The 13,684-nt window shown below is 68.6% G+C and carries 13 protein-coding genes; 8 read left to right on the top strand and 5 right to left on the bottom strand.

The window, feature by feature from the left end; translation table 11 throughout:
- Positions 1-62: 62 nt before the first annotated feature.
- From AC0IYU_RS21005 to AC0IYU_RS20985, 5 genes are all read right to left on the bottom strand, one after another.
- Positions 63-1,265: an ABC transporter substrate-binding protein gene (locus tag AC0IYU_RS21005; protein ID WP_472120675.1), complete on the bottom strand. Its 1,203-nt coding sequence runs from the start codon at positions 1,263-1,265 to the stop codon at positions 63-65.
- A gap of 20 nt (positions 1,266-1,285) precedes the next feature.
- Complete coding sequence (locus tag AC0IYU_RS21000; protein ID WP_472120673.1) at positions 1,286-2,068, bottom strand: GntR family transcriptional regulator; 783 nt, start codon at positions 2,066-2,068, stop codon at positions 1,286-1,288.
- Between the two features lie 117 nt (positions 2,069-2,185).
- On the bottom strand, positions 2,186-3,034 hold the full coding sequence (locus AC0IYU_RS20995) for a fumarylacetoacetate hydrolase family protein (protein WP_472120671.1): 849 nt from the start codon (positions 3,032-3,034) through the stop codon (positions 2,186-2,188).
- Positions 3,035-3,061: 27 nt separating this feature from the next.
- Positions 3,062-3,808, bottom strand: coding sequence for an SDR family NAD(P)-dependent oxidoreductase (locus AC0IYU_RS20990; RefSeq protein ID WP_472120669.1), 747 nt, complete (start codon positions 3,806-3,808; stop codon positions 3,062-3,064).
- Entirely contained in the window at positions 3,805-4,539 is a 735-nt protein-coding gene (locus tag AC0IYU_RS20985) for an SDR family oxidoreductase (RefSeq protein ID WP_472120667.1), read from the bottom strand. Before AC0IYU_RS20985 ends, AC0IYU_RS20990 begins: the two co-directional genes overlap by 4 nt.
- 148 nt (positions 4,540-4,687) lie before the next feature.
- Between AC0IYU_RS20985 and AC0IYU_RS20980 the strand changes: the two genes are divergently transcribed.
- The 8 genes from AC0IYU_RS20980 (at position 4,688) to AC0IYU_RS20945 (ending at position 13,678) form a co-directional block, all read left to right on the top strand.
- The gene (locus tag AC0IYU_RS20980) at positions 4,688-5,419 is read left to right on the top strand and encodes a FadR/GntR family transcriptional regulator (protein WP_472120666.1); all 732 of its coding nucleotides are present in this window, start codon (positions 4,688-4,690) and stop codon (positions 5,417-5,419) included.
- Between the two features lie 49 nt (positions 5,420-5,468).
- Entirely contained in the window at positions 5,469-6,995 is a 1,527-nt protein-coding gene (locus AC0IYU_RS20975) for a UxaA family hydrolase (RefSeq protein WP_435486353.1), read from the top strand.
- Between the two features lie 135 nt (positions 6,996-7,130).
- On the top strand, positions 7,131-8,159 hold the full coding sequence (locus tag AC0IYU_RS20970; RefSeq protein WP_472120664.1) for a substrate-binding domain-containing protein: 1,029 nt from the start codon (positions 7,131-7,133) through the stop codon (positions 8,157-8,159).
- Positions 8,160-8,165: 6 nt separating this feature from the next.
- Positions 8,166-9,677, top strand: coding sequence for a sugar ABC transporter ATP-binding protein (locus AC0IYU_RS20965; protein WP_472120663.1), 1,512 nt, complete (start codon positions 8,166-8,168; stop codon positions 9,675-9,677).
- An 11-nt stretch (positions 9,678-9,688) separates the two neighbouring features.
- Positions 9,689-10,642 carry an ABC transporter permease gene (locus tag AC0IYU_RS20960; protein ID WP_472120735.1) on the top strand — a complete coding sequence of 318 codons (954 nt, stop codon included), beginning with the start codon at positions 9,689-9,691 and terminating at the stop codon, positions 10,640-10,642.
- Entirely contained in the window at positions 10,639-11,634 is a 996-nt protein-coding gene (locus tag AC0IYU_RS20955; RefSeq protein ID WP_472120661.1) for an ABC transporter permease, read from the top strand. Before AC0IYU_RS20960 ends, AC0IYU_RS20955 begins: the two co-directional genes overlap by 4 nt.
- 37 nt (positions 11,635-11,671) lie before the next feature.
- On the top strand, positions 11,672-12,613 hold the full coding sequence (locus AC0IYU_RS20950) for an SMP-30/gluconolactonase/LRE family protein (protein WP_435486357.1): 942 nt from the start codon (positions 11,672-11,674) through the stop codon (positions 12,611-12,613).
- A 3-nt stretch (positions 12,614-12,616) separates the two neighbouring features.
- Positions 12,617-13,678, top strand: a complete 1,062-nt coding sequence (locus AC0IYU_RS20945; protein ID WP_472120659.1) for a malate/lactate/ureidoglycolate dehydrogenase — start codon at positions 12,617-12,619, stop codon at positions 13,676-13,678.
- Positions 13,679-13,684: the final 6 nt, after the last annotated feature.

The following is a 13,684-nucleotide window of genomic DNA, read 5'->3' as shown; positions in this document are numbered from 1 at the left end:
GCGTGGCCGATCGGTCGCGGCCAGGGATCGGGGGGCTCACCGCCATTGCGTCCACCACTCGCTCAGGCCTTGAGCGGGAAGACGGGATCCACTTCGCGGTAGTCGCGCGGAATGATCACCTTGATGTCGTTCTTCACCACCTGCGTCATCAGCGGCTGCGCGCCCTCGTTCTGGCCGTTGACGAACTTCGTCGGGCCGTACGGCATGATGTGATTCGAGAAGGTGCTCTTCTCCAGCGCGTCGATGATGGCGGCGCGGTCCGTGGACTTGGCGCGCTCGATGGCATCGGCCAGCAGCCACATCGAGGTGTAGGTCATGAAGACCTCGTAGCTGAAGAACTGGCCCTTGGCTTCCACGCGCTTGCGCAGCTCCTGCGAGCGCTTGTCCTTCGGGTTGAACCAGTGGTTGCAGTCGATGATGCCGTTGGCCGCGTCCGGAAATTCCTTCACGAACTTGTAGCTCGACGCGGCGCCGCCCAGCACCGAGAAGATGGCCTTGGGCACCACCTTCTGCTGCTGCATGGTGCGCACCAGCAGCGCATATTCGTTGTAGTAGTTGGCCGGAATCACGATGTCGGGGTTGACCGACTTCATGCGCAGCACGATGTTGTTGAAGTCGCGCGTGGGGTTGGCATGCTTCACCACCTCCTTCACCTCGAAGCCGTAGCCAGGCAGTTCGCGCGACAGCAGCTGCGCGGTGCCGGCGCCGAAGAGCGACTCCTCGTGGATGATCATCACGGTCTTGGCGGGGCTGCCCGCGGCCTTGTTGAGCACCAGCAGGTTGGCCATGGCCACCTCGGTCGACTTCTTGTAGCCGGGGCCGAAGCGGAAGGTGTTCTTCAGGCCGCGCTCCACGATCTGGTCGGCCACGCCCACGTCGACCACGTGCGGCAGGTTGTACTTGGCCGCGGCCTGCGTGGTGGCCAGGCAGATGGCCGAGGCGAAGGCGCCCACGATGGCGGACACGCCGGCCTCGTTCATCTTCTCGACCTCGGCGGCGCCGGCCTGCGGCTGCGACTGCGCGTCGCCCAGCAGGGCCTCGAGCTTCGCGCCGCCGAGCGACTTGATGCCGCCCGCCGCGTTGATGTCCTCGATGGCCATGAGCGCACCCAGGCGGCACTGCTGGCCCGAATAGGCCAGTGCACCGGTGACCGGATGCAGCACGCCGACCTTGACGGTCTTGGGCTGCGCACCGGCCACGAGCGGGAAGGCGACGGCGGTGGCCAGGGCGGCCGACTGCGACACGAAACGACGGCGGTTCTGCATGGTGAGGCTTTCCTTTTTCTTCAGTTGAACTGGGCTGACACGTCTTTGCTGACCCACACCTTGGCGTCGATGCTGCCCACGCGGGAGAGCTGCATTTCGTAGGTGTAGCGGTCGGGGCGGTAGAGGCCGTGCAGCCACTGCACGGGCCGCTCGTCTTCGTCGTAGATGAGGCGGCGCACCGCGAGCAGGGCCGAACCGACCGACACGTCCAGGTGCTGTGCGAGCACGTTGTCGGCCAGGCGGGCCGAGATGGTCTGGTGCGCGCGGCCCACCTTGACGCCCGATTCCTCGAGCAGCACCAGGATGGGCTTCTTCGACAGCTCGCGCCGCCCGAAGCGGCGCGCGATGGTGTCGGGCACGTAGGTGGTGATGTGCGAAAGCGGGCCTTCCTTGGTGGAACGCACGCGCACGGCCTTCTGCACCGGGTCGCCGAGCTTCAGCTGCAGCGCCTCGGCCACCTGCGTGGACGCGGTGATCGTCGCCACGTCGATCACCTTGACGGAGGTGTGCAGGCCCATGGTGACCAGGTTCTCGAGCAGGCCTCGCAGATTGGCACGCTCCATGCTCTTGCCGCTGGGACCGTCGCCGAGCGCCGGGGGTGGCAGCGCGCGCGTGCGGCGGCCAGGGTTGCGCTCGATCAGGCCTTCGGAGGCCAGCTGCTCGAGCGCGCGGCGCACCGTGACGCGCGCCACGCCGAACTGCGCCATGAGCGCGAGTTCACCAGGCAGCCCTTCGGCAAAACGCCCCTCGTGCAACTGCTCGCGCAGCACCAGGTAGATCTGGTGGTATTTCGGCAAAGGCATTTGCGACATGCCTTTGATGTTTTTGCAGTTTCAATGTTCTGTCAATGGGACATTTGAAACGCCAAGAGAAAGGGCGCCCGCAGGCGCCCTTGAAAGACCGGGAAGCTCAGTGCCTCGTCAGAGCTTGAACGGCACCACTTCCTGGCGCTGCTCGCCCAGGCCCTCGATGCCCAGCGTCATCACGTCGCCCTTCTTCAGGAACAGCGGCGGCTTCATGCCCATGCCCACGCCGGGCGGCGTGCCGGTGGTGATGACGTCGCCGGGCATCAGCGTCATGAACTGGCTCACGTAGCTCACGATCTTGGCCACGCTGAAGATCATGGTCCTGGTGCTGCCCGTCTGCACGCGCTGGCCGTTCAGGTCGAGCCACATCGCGAGCTTTTGCGGGTTTTCGATCTCGTCGCGCGTCACCAGCCAGGGGCCCAGCGGGCCGAAGGTGTCGCAGCCCTTGCCCTTGTCCCAGGTGCCGCCGCGCTCGATCTGGTACTCGCGCTCGCTGATGTCGTTGATGGTGCAGTAGCCGGCCACGTAGTCGAGCGCGCTCTTTTGCGACACGTAGCGTGCGCGCGTGCCGATGACCACGCCGAGCTCGACTTCCCAGTCGGACTTGACCGAGCCCTTGGGCAGCATCACGGGGTCGTTCGGGCCCTGGATGCAGCTGTTGGCCTTCATGAAGACCACGGGCTCCTTGGGCACCGGCAGGCCTGACTCGGCGGCGTGGTCCGCGTAGTTCAGGCCGATGGCGATGAACTTGCCGACGTTGGCCACGGGGCTGCCCAGGCGCGGCTTGCCGCGCACCAGGGGCAGCTTGTCGATCTTGGTCTTGCGCAGCTTGGCGATGGCGGCGTCGCCGAGCTGCTCGGGGCCGATGTCCTTGACGATGGCGCTCAGGTCGCGCAGCTTGCCGTCCTGGTCGATGAGGCCGGGCTTTTCCTTGCCGGGGTTGCCGTAGCGGACGAGTTTCATGCTTTCCTTTCAGTGCATTGGTTTGAATTAATACGTGGAGCGCCCACCGGAGAGGTCGAACACCGCGCCGGTGGAAAAAGAACAATCTTCGGTGCAGAGCCAGCCGACCATCGCGGCCACCTCCTCCACCGTGCCGAAACGGCCCATGGGAATCTTCGACAGCATGAAGGCGATGTGCTCGGGCGACATCTGCTCGAAGATGGCCGTCTTCACCGCCGCGGGCGTCACGCAGTTCACGCGGATGTCCGTGTCGGCGAGTTCCTTGCCCAGCGACTTGGTGAGGCCGATGACGGCCGCCTTGCTCGCGCTGTAGGCGCTGGCATTGGGGTTGCCGTCTTTTCCGGCCACCGAGGCGATGTTGACGATGCGGCCATAGTTTTGCTTGCGCATCTGCGCGACCACCTCGCGGCAGCACAGGAACACGCCGTTGATGTTCACCTCCATCACCTGGCGCCAGTCGTCCACCGGGTAGTCCCACAGCCTGGTGTTGGGCCCGGTGATGCCCGCGCTGTTGACCAGCGCGTCGATGCGTGGCGCATGTGCCAGCGTGGCGGCCACGGCCTTGGCGACCGAGGGCTGCTGCGACACGTCGACCTTCAGCGCGAAGGCCTTGTCGCCCAGCGACAGTGCGGCCTGGTTCGCGGCCGCCTCGTCGCGGTCCCACAGCGTGACGCTGCCGCCCGAAGCGATGAGCCGCTGCGCAATGCCGAAACCGAGCCCCGTGGCGCCGCCGGTGACCACCGCGTGACGGCCCGCGAAGTCGAGCTGGTTCATATCGTGATGCCGCCGTCGACGGTGAAGGCCTGCCCGGTGGCGAAGACCGATTCGTCGCTGGCGAGGAACACCACCACCGGCGCGATTTCCTCGGCCTGCGCGAGCCGGCCCATGGGCTGGCGCGCGATGAAGGCCCGGCGTGCCGCGTCCGGGTCGGCATTGGCGTTGATGCGCTCGCCCAGCGAGGGCGTGTCGACCGTGCCCGGACACACCGCATTGCAGCGAATGCCCCTGGCCACGTAGTCGGCCGCGACGCTCTTGGTGAGGCCCAGCACGGCCGCCTTGGTGGTGCCGTAGACGAAGCGGTTGGGCAGCCCCTTCATGCTGGAGCACACGCTCGCCATGTTGATGATGCTGCCGCGCCCCGCCGCCAGCATGCCGGGCAGCACGGCCTGGATGGTCCACATCTGCGCGCGCACGTTGAGGCTGAAGGCGAACAGCAGGTCGTCGTCGGTGGCCTGCTCGATGGTGCCGTTGTGCACCACGCCCGCGCAGTTGAAGAGGATGTCGAGCGCGGGCAGCTTGGCCACCAGCGCGCCGATGGCGGCCTTGTCGAGCACGTCGAGCTTGAGCGCAGTGACGTTGGGCATGCCGGCGTAGCGCGCCAGCAGCGTCTCGTTGACGTCGGTGGCCCACACCTGCGCGCCCTCGGCGGCCATGGCGAGCACGCTGGCATGGCCGATGCCCTGGCCCGCGGCGGTGACCAGTGCGGTCTTTCCCTTCAGTCTCATCGGTGTCTCCTCGTTCTTCGGGTTAGGCCCGATGGTGGCGCGGGCGCGGTATCGTATTCTGAATTGGCCTTACCACTTGTCCAATTCAGGACAACCCTTAAGCCGGTCCCCCTGCCCTCTTCGTTCTCCTTTCGCTTCATTCGCTCCCGTGCCGATCCAGACCCTCGAACCCCAGCGCCTGTACCGCCAGATTGCCGAGCAGCTGCGCGTGCTCATCGGCAAGGGCGAGTTCGCCGTGGGCGCGCGCATTCCCGCCGAGCGCGAGCTGGCCAAGCAGCTGGGCGTGAGCCGGCCTTCGGTGCGCGAGGCGCTCATTGCGCTGGAGGTGGAGGGCTGGGTCGAGATACGCACCGGCTCGGGCGTGTACGTGCTCGACCGTTCGCACCGCACGGCCCCGGTCGTGAACGGCACGAATGGCGCAAATGGCGCCGGCGCCGAATGGGGTCCGCTGGAGATCATTCGCGCGCGCCGCCTGGTCGAAGGCGAGACCGCCGCCACCGCCGCGCAGCACGGCAAGCGCAAGGACGTGGACGCCATGCGCCGCGCCATCCGGACGATGCGCGACATGGCCGCGCGCAACGAGGTGCCGCACGAAGGCGACCGCGCCTTCCACCTGGCCATCGTCAACGCCTGCGACAACGTGGTGCTGACCGAGACGGTGCAGGGCTTCTGGGAGTCGCGGCACGGGCCGATCTTCGCCCGCATGATCGACTACTTCGAGACCATGACCTCGTGGCAGGCCGCCATCGGCGAGCACGAAGCCATCCTCGACGCGATCGCGGCGCGCGACCCCGCTGCGGCACGCGACGCCATGCACCAGCACATGGACAAGTTCCACCAGAGATTCAGCGCGAGCTGGCGCCGCGCCAAGGCTTCCTGACCCCCTTCAGACCCTTTCTACCGCCAGCCATCACAAGCCAGCCACCCCCATGACCCCCTACATCCGACTCCACCCCGCCGACGACGTCGTCATCGCGCGCGCCCAGCTGCTCGGCGGCACCGCCATCGAAGGCGTGGCCGTGCGCGGCCTGATTCCGCCGGGCCACAAGGTCGCCATGCGCGCCATCGCCCCCGGCGAGCCGGTGCGCCGCTACAACCAGATCATCGGGTTCGCGAGCAGGCCCATCGCCGCGGGCGAACATGTGCACACGCAGAACCTGGACATGGGGCCCGACAAGGGCGACTTCGAGCGCGACTACGCTTTCGGCGCCGACGTGAAGCCCGCGCCCGCGAAGCGCGAGGCCACCTTCATGGGCATCAAGCGCGCCGACGGCCGCGTGGCCACGCGCAACTACATCGGCGTGCTGACCAGCGTGAACTGCTCGGCCACGGCCGCGCGCGCCATTGCCGACCACTTCTCGCGCAAGACCAACCCGCAGGCGCTCGCGGCGTTTCCCAACGTCGACGGCATCGTCGCGCTGACCCACGGCACCGGCTGCGGCATGGACACCGAGGGCTTGGGGCTGCAGATCCTGGCGCGCACGCTCACGGGCTATGCCACGCACCCGAACTTCGCGGGCGTGCTGGTGGTGGGGCTGGGCTGCGAAGCCAACCAGATCAACGCCTGGCTGGCGACCGGCCACCTGGCCGAGGGCGAGAACTTCCGCACCTTCAACATCCAGGACACGGGCGGCACGCGCAAGACGGTCGAGAAGGGCGTGGCGCTCATCAACGAGATGCTGCCGCGCGCCAATGCGGTCAAGCGCGAGCCGTGCAGCGCGGCGCACATCACCATCGGGCTGCAGTGCGGCGGCTCCGACGGCTACTCGGGCATCAGCGCCAACCCGGCGCTGGGCGCGGCGGTCGACCTGCTGGTGGCGCACGGCGGCACGGCCATCCTCAGCGAAACGCCCGAGGTGTACGGCGCCGAGCATCTGCTCACGCGCCGCGCGGTGAAGCGCGAGGTCGGCCAGAAGCTGGTGGACCGCATCAAGTGGTGGGAGCACTACACCGAGATCAACCAGGGCGAGATGAACAACAACCCCTCGCCGGGCAACAAGGCCGGCGGCCTGACCACCATCCTGGAGAAATCGCTGGGCGCGGTCGCCAAGGGCGGCACCAGCAACCTGGAGGCGGTGTACGAATACGCGGAGCCCGTGACCGCGCACGGCTTCGTCTACATGGACACGCCGGGCTACGACCCGGTGAGCGCCACGGGCCAGGTGGCCGGCGGCGCCAACCTCATCTGCTTCACCACGGGGCGCGGCTCGGCCTACGGCTGCGCGCCCTCGCCTTCGCTCAAGCTGGCGACCAACTCGGCGCTGTGGCAGCGGCAGGAAGAGGACATGGACATCAACTGCGGCGAGATCGTGGACGGCACGGCCTCGATCCAGGAGATGGGCCAGCGCATCTTCGAGATGGTGCTCGCGACCGCGTCCGGCGCGCATTCGAAGAGCGAGCAGCACGGCTACGGGCAGAACGAGTTCGTTCCGTGGCAGGTCGGCGCGGTGATGTAGCCGACACCCACCACGCAGAACACAGCACACAGCGCCCCGATGCCGCCGCACTGACCGGCGCGGCATCGCACCAGGGGCATCCGCAGGAGACAACCGGATCCGGGACAGCGGGTTCGGAAAACCAAGGACAACGCCATGAAGAAGATCCCTCTCTCGTCTACCGCACTGGCTGCCGCCCTCGTTCTGGGCGCCACCGCACTGCACCTCCCCGCGCACGCGGCCGACACCAAGGCCAAGAAGATCGCGCTGTCGAACAACTTCGCGGGCAACTCGTGGCGACAGGCCATGCTCAAGAGCTGGGACAAGGTGACCAAGGACGCGGTCGCCAAGGGCGTGGTGGCGCAGGCGCCCAGCTTCACCACGTCGGAGAACCAGGCCACCGAGCAGGCCGCGCAGATCCAGAACATGATCCTGCAGGGCTTCGACGCCATCGTGATCAACGCGGCCTCGCCCACGGCGCTGAACGGCGCGGTGAAGCAGGCCTGCGACGCGGGCATCGTGGTGGTGTCGTTCGACGGCATCGTGAACGAGCCCTGCGCCTACCGCATCGCGGTGGACTTCAAGCAGCTCGGCGCGATGCAGATCGACTACTTCGCCAGCCGCGGCATCAAGGGCAACCTGCTCGAAGTGCGCGGCATCGCGGGCGTGTTCGTGGACGACGAGATCCACCAGGGCATCACCACGGCCGTGGCCAAGCGGCCCGAATACAAGATCGTCGGTTCGGTGCACGGCAACTGGACGCAGACGGTGGCGCAGAAGGAGGTGTCGGCCATTCTCTCGACGCTGCCGCCCGTGACGGCGGTGGCCACGCAGGGCGGCGACGGCTACGGCGTGGCGCAGGCCTTCAAGGCGGCAGGACGCCCGACACCGGTGATCTTCATGGGCAACCGGCAGGACGAACTGGCGTGGTGGAAGGAACAGCGCGACGCCAACAAGTACCAGACCATGTCGGCCAGCATCGCGCCGGGCGCGTCGACCTTCGCGTTCTGGGTGGCGCAGCAGATCCTGTCGGGCGCGAAGGTGCCCAAGGACATGAAGTTGCCGATCAGCGTGGTGACGCAGGAGACGCTCGACGACGCCGTGAAGAACACCGAGGTCGGCAGCGTGGTGAACGTCGAGTACTCGCAGAAGGAAGTGATCGACTTCATCGCCAAAGCCAAGTAAGCAGCGATGCCAAACCCATCGCAACAGCCACCGGGTGAGGTGCTGGTCGAGGTGCGCGGCGCGGCGCGGTCCTTCGGGGCCGTGCAGGCACTGCGCGGGGTCGATCTGCAATTGCGGCGCGGTGAATGCGTCGGCCTCGTGGGACACAACGGCGCGGGCAAGTCGACACTCGTCAACGTGCTGTGCGGTGCGCTCTCACCCGATCGGGGGGCGCTGCACTTCGCAGGCAGGCCCGCGGACAGCGCCGCATGGAGCCTGCGCGAAGCAAGGCGCTGGGGCCTGCGCTGCGTGTTCCAGGAGCTGTCGCTGTGCGACAACCTCACGCTGGCGGAAAACATGCGCATCGCGCAACCGCAGTCGGCCGAATGGGCGTGGCGCAAGCGCGCGGGTGCGCAGTTGATGGCCTCGCTGGACCGCATCTTTCCGGGGCACGGCCTGCGGGCCGACGACGTGGTGGGCGAACTGCCCATCGGCAAGCGGCAGATCGTGGAGGTGGCGCGCGCATTCACACCCGGCGCGCAGCCGCTGGAACTGATGATCCTCGACGAGCCGACCTCCTCGCTCGACGGACAGGCCGCCGCGCAGCTGCTGGCCTACATCCGCAGCTTCGTGGCCGAGGGCAAGACCTGCGTGCTCATCACGCACAAGCTGCGCGAGATCTTCGCGGTGACCGACCGGCTGGTGGTGATGCGCGACGGGCAGGTGGTGCAGGCCACGCCGACCGCCGAGACCGACCGCGAGCGGCTGGTGACGGCAATGGGCCAGGCCGTGGCCAGGGATGCGCCGTCTTCCGACGCATCGACGGCGCGCCGGCGCGAAGCCGGCGACGTGCAGGCCGTGGTGCAGGTGCAGGCCTCGCCGCAGCGCGGCATGGCGCTGCGGGCAGCGCGCGGAGAAATCATCGGCCTCGCAGGGTTGGCCGGGCATGGCCAGACCGCGATGCTGCTGGCGTTGCAGCAAGCCTCGCAGCACACGTACAACGACAACGACGCGATGCGCGTCGAAGGCGGCACCGCCTTCGTGGCCGGCGACCGGCAGACCGACGGCGTGTTCACGCTCTGGTCCATCGCGCGCAACATGACGGTGGGCTGGCTCGCGCAACTGCGCGCGCGCAGCCCGCTGATCGACCTGAAGCGCGAGCAGGAGCAGGCGCAGCAGTGGCGCCAGCGGCTGGGCCTGGTCACGCCGGACATGGACCTGCCCATCGGCTCGCTCTCGGGCGGCAACCAGCAGAAGGTGCTGTTTGCGCGCGCGCTGGGCTCGACCGCGCCCGTCATCCTGATGGACGACCCGATGCGCGGCGTGGACGTGGGCACCAAGCGCGACGTGTACGCGCTGATCCGCGACGAGGCGCACCGGGGCCGCACCTTCGTCTGGTACACGACCGAGTTCGACGAACTGCACCACTGCGACCGCGTCTATGTGTTCAGCAACGGGCGCGTGGTCGGCGAGCTGGCCGGCGACGACATCAGCGAGGAGCGCGTGGTGGCACTTTCATTCGAGGAGGCCGTGGCATGAGCACCGGTGCCATGACACGCCGTGCGGCAAGCCACGCTCAACGCACGGCGATGCTGCATGCGCTGCTGCCCGCCGTGGCGCTCGCGCTGCTGCTGGCGGCGGTGTTCCTGAAGCAGCCGCGCGCCATGTCCTACTTCGGCATCAACCTGCTGCTGAACCTTGCCATTCCGGTGATGTTCGCCACGCTGGCGCAGATGATGGTGCTGGCGGTGAGCGACCTCGATCTGTCGATCGGGCCGTTCGTGTCGCTGGTGGCCTGCATCGGCGCCACGCTGATGCCCACGCAGCCGTGGCTCGCGGTGCTGGCGCTGGCGGCCGCCGTGGGCGTGTACGCGCTGGCGGGCGCGGTGATCGAGGCGCGGCAGTTGCCGTCGATCGTGGTCACGCTGGGGCTGTCGTTCGTGTGGCTGGGCTGCGCGGTGCTGCTGCTGCCCACGCCGGGCGGCACGGCGCCCGAGTGGCTGCGCGGCGCCATGAGCTGGCGCACGCCGCTCGTGCCGATGCCGATCTGGATGGCCCTCGTCACGGCCATCGTGGGCCATCTGCTCATCACCCGCAGCGCCTTCGGCACGCTGGTGCGCGGGCTGGGCGGCAACCCGGGCGCGATTGCGCGCGCGGGCTGGAACATGGTGCGCGTGCGCGCCGGCGTGTATGCGATTGCCGGCGTGTTCGGCGTGTGCGCCGGGCTCATGCTCGTAGGCCAGGCCACCTCGGCCGACGCCAACATCGCCTCGCGCTACACGCTGGTGGCCATTGCGGCGGCCATCCTCGGTGGCGCGGAGTTCGCGGGCGGCAAGGTGGCGCCGGTGGGCGCGGTGATCGGTGCGCTCACGGTGACGCTGGCGGCCTCGTTCCTGACCTTCCTGAACATCGCGCCGGACTGGCAGGTAGGCATGCAGGGCCTGATCCTGGTGGCCGTGCTGGGCCTGCGCGCGGCCATCGACCTCGCGGGAGGCAAGCGATGAGCGCGGTGAACGAGACCCTGGCCCCACCGGTGACGGCGCCGCGCTGGCAGCGCTTCAAAAGACTCGCGGGCAACCGCCCCTGGCTGGGCTCCTGCGTGGCGGCCGTGCTGGCCTGGGCCGCCACGGTGTGGAGTGCCCACGGCCAGGGCTCGGGCGACCTGCTGGCCGCGGCACTCGCGTTCTCGGCCTTCACGGTGCTGGTGTCGCTTGGCCAGATGCTGGTGATCAGCGTGGGGCCGGGCAATGCGGACCTGTCGATTCCCTCGACCATCGCGCTGTCGGGCGCGGCCGCGATGATCGTCATGGACGGCAACAACGCGATGCTGGTGCCGGGGCTGCTGGCGGCCACGGCCGTCGGGGCGGGCGTGGGCCTGTTCAACTTCGGGCTGATCCGGCTGCTGCGCATTCCGCCGATCATCGCCACGCTGGCGGCCTCGCTGATCGTGATGTCGGTGGCCATCAACTTCGGACGCGGGCTCAAGGTGAAGCCGCCGGCGCTGTTCTCCGACCTGATGGCCCAGCGCATCCTCGGCGTGCCGCTGGTGGCGCTGGTGGCCGTGGTGGTCACCGTGCTGATCGCGGTGATGCTGGAGCGCACGGTGCTGGGCCGCTCGATTGCCGCGGTGGGCCAGAACCGCCGCGCCGCGCAGCTCGCGGGCCTGCGGGTGGAGCGCACGCGGCTGCTGGCCTATGTGATCTGCGCCGCGCTCGCGGGCTTCACGGGCGCGCTGATCGCGGGCTTCTCGGGCGGCAACTCGCTCGACCAGGGCGCCGAGTACCTGCTGATGACCATCGCGGTGGTCGTCATCGGCGGCACGGCGGTGGCGGGCGGGCGGCCGAGCGTGCCGGGCATCTGGGGCGCGGCCATGTTCATGTTCCTGCTGGTGGCGCTGCTCAACGCCGTCGGCGCCGGGCCGGGGCTGCGCACGCTGCTGACCGGCGTGATCATCATCGCGGTCATCGTGCTGGCAAGCTCCCGCCCCAGGCGCTGAGGCCGCACCCACATCTCACCCAAGGAAGACAACACCCATGGCCAACCGCCAAGACCTCCCCTTCGGCTTTCTGGACGGTACCGGTTTCGAACAGCTCGACCCGCGCTTCAAGGGCTGCATTCCCGGGCCCGAGCGCCTGGAGCGCCTGTGGACCGGCGCGCGCTGGTGCGAAGGCCCCGCGTGGTTCGGCGCGCACCGCACGCTGGTGTGGTCGGACATTCCGAACAACCGCATGCTGCGCTACGACGAGGTCAACGGCACGGTGGGCGTGTTCCGCGCGCCGGCCAACAACACCAACGGCCACACGGTGGACCGCCAGGGCCGGCTCGTGAGCTGCGAGCACCTCACGCGCCGGGTGACGCGCACCGAGCACGACGGCACCATCACCGTGCTGGCCTCGCACTGGCAGGGCAAGCGGCTGAACTCGCCGAACGACGTGGTGGTGCATTCGGACGGCGGCGTGTGGTTCACCGACCCGAGCTACGGCATCCTGTCGGACTACGAAGGCCTGCGCGCCGACAGCGAGATCGGCGCCTGCCATGTCTACCGCATCGACCCCGCGAGCGGCGAGGTGGCGCGCATGACCGACGACTTCGTCAAGCCCAACGGGCTGGCGTTCTCGCCCGACGAGTCGTTGCTGTACATCGCCGACACGGGCGCCAGCCATGCGGCGGACGGGCCGCGGCACATCCGCAGGTTCAAGGTGGGCGCCGACGGGCGCTCCCTGAGCGGCGGCGAGGTGTTTGCGGAATGCACGAACGGCCTGTTCGACGGCTTCCGGCTCGACACCGAAGGCCGCATCTGGACCAGCGCGGCGGACGGCGTGCACGCCTACCACCCCGACGGCACCTTGCTGGGCAAGATCCTCGTGCCGGAGCGCGTGGCCAATGTGTGCTTCGGCGGGCCGAAGCTCAACCGCCTTTTCATCTGCGCGACCTCGTCGCTCTATGCCATCACCTTGAACGCAAAGGGAGTCTGATCCATGTCCAGAACACTGCCGGCCGACAGCCTGCAAGCCACCGTCACCCGCATCCTCGAAGCCGCCGGCAGTTCGCCCGCCGAAGCCCAGCAGGTGGCGGCCAACCTGGTGCTGGCCAACCTGAGCGGCCACGACTCGCACGGCGTGGGCATGCTGCCGCGCTATGTCGATGCGGTAGCCGAAGGCGGGCTGAAACCCAACGCCGCCGTGCGCGTGAACCTCGACATCGGCACGCTGATGGGCCTGGACGGCCAGCACGGCTACGGACAGATCGTCGGCGTGCAGGCCATGGAGCTGGGCATTGCGCGCGCCAGGCAGCACGGCAGCTGCATCTTCACGCTCTCGCACGCGCACCACCTGGGGCGCATCGGCCACTTCGCCGAGATGGCGACGGCGCAGGGGCTGGTGGCCCTGCACTTCGTCAACGTGCTGTCTCGCCCCGTGGTGGCGCCCTGGGGCGGCGGCGACGGGCGCTTCGGCACCAACCCGTGCTGCATCGGCATTCCGCTGGCGGGCGCCGACCCCTTCGTGCTCGACTACGCGACCAGCCGCGTGGCGCAGGGAAAGATGCGCGTGGCCCACAACAAGGGCGAGCAGGTGCCCGACGGCTACCTGATCGACGAGAACGGCGCGCCCACCAACGACCCGGGCGTGGTGGTGGTGCCGCAGGGCAACGGGCTCTTCGGCGCGCTCATGACCTTCGGCGAGCACAAGGGCTACGGCATGGCGGTGGCGTGCGAGCTGCTGGGCGGTGCGCTGTCGGGCGGGGGCACCTGGCACCGGCCGGCGGACACGTCGCGCACGGTGCTCAACGGCATGCTGACCGTGCTGATCGACCCCGAGCGGCTGGGCACCCAAGCGTCGTTCGAACAGGAGGCGCGCGAGTTCGTCGATTGGCTGCGCCAGAGCCCGCCGGGACAGGGCTTCGAGGAAGTGCAGCTTGCGGGCGAGCCGGAGCGCAAGGCGCGTGCGGCGCGGCGCAAGGACGGGATCTGGGTGGACGACGCGACGTGGGGGGAGATCATGGCGGCGGGGGCCACGGTGGGTGTGAGCGTTTCGACCTGAGTGCGC

Source organism: Variovorax sp. AC103, assembly GCF_979254005.1.
The sequence above is the reverse complement of the archived record's forward strand: the minus strand, read 5'-3'. Positions and strand labels throughout refer to the sequence as shown.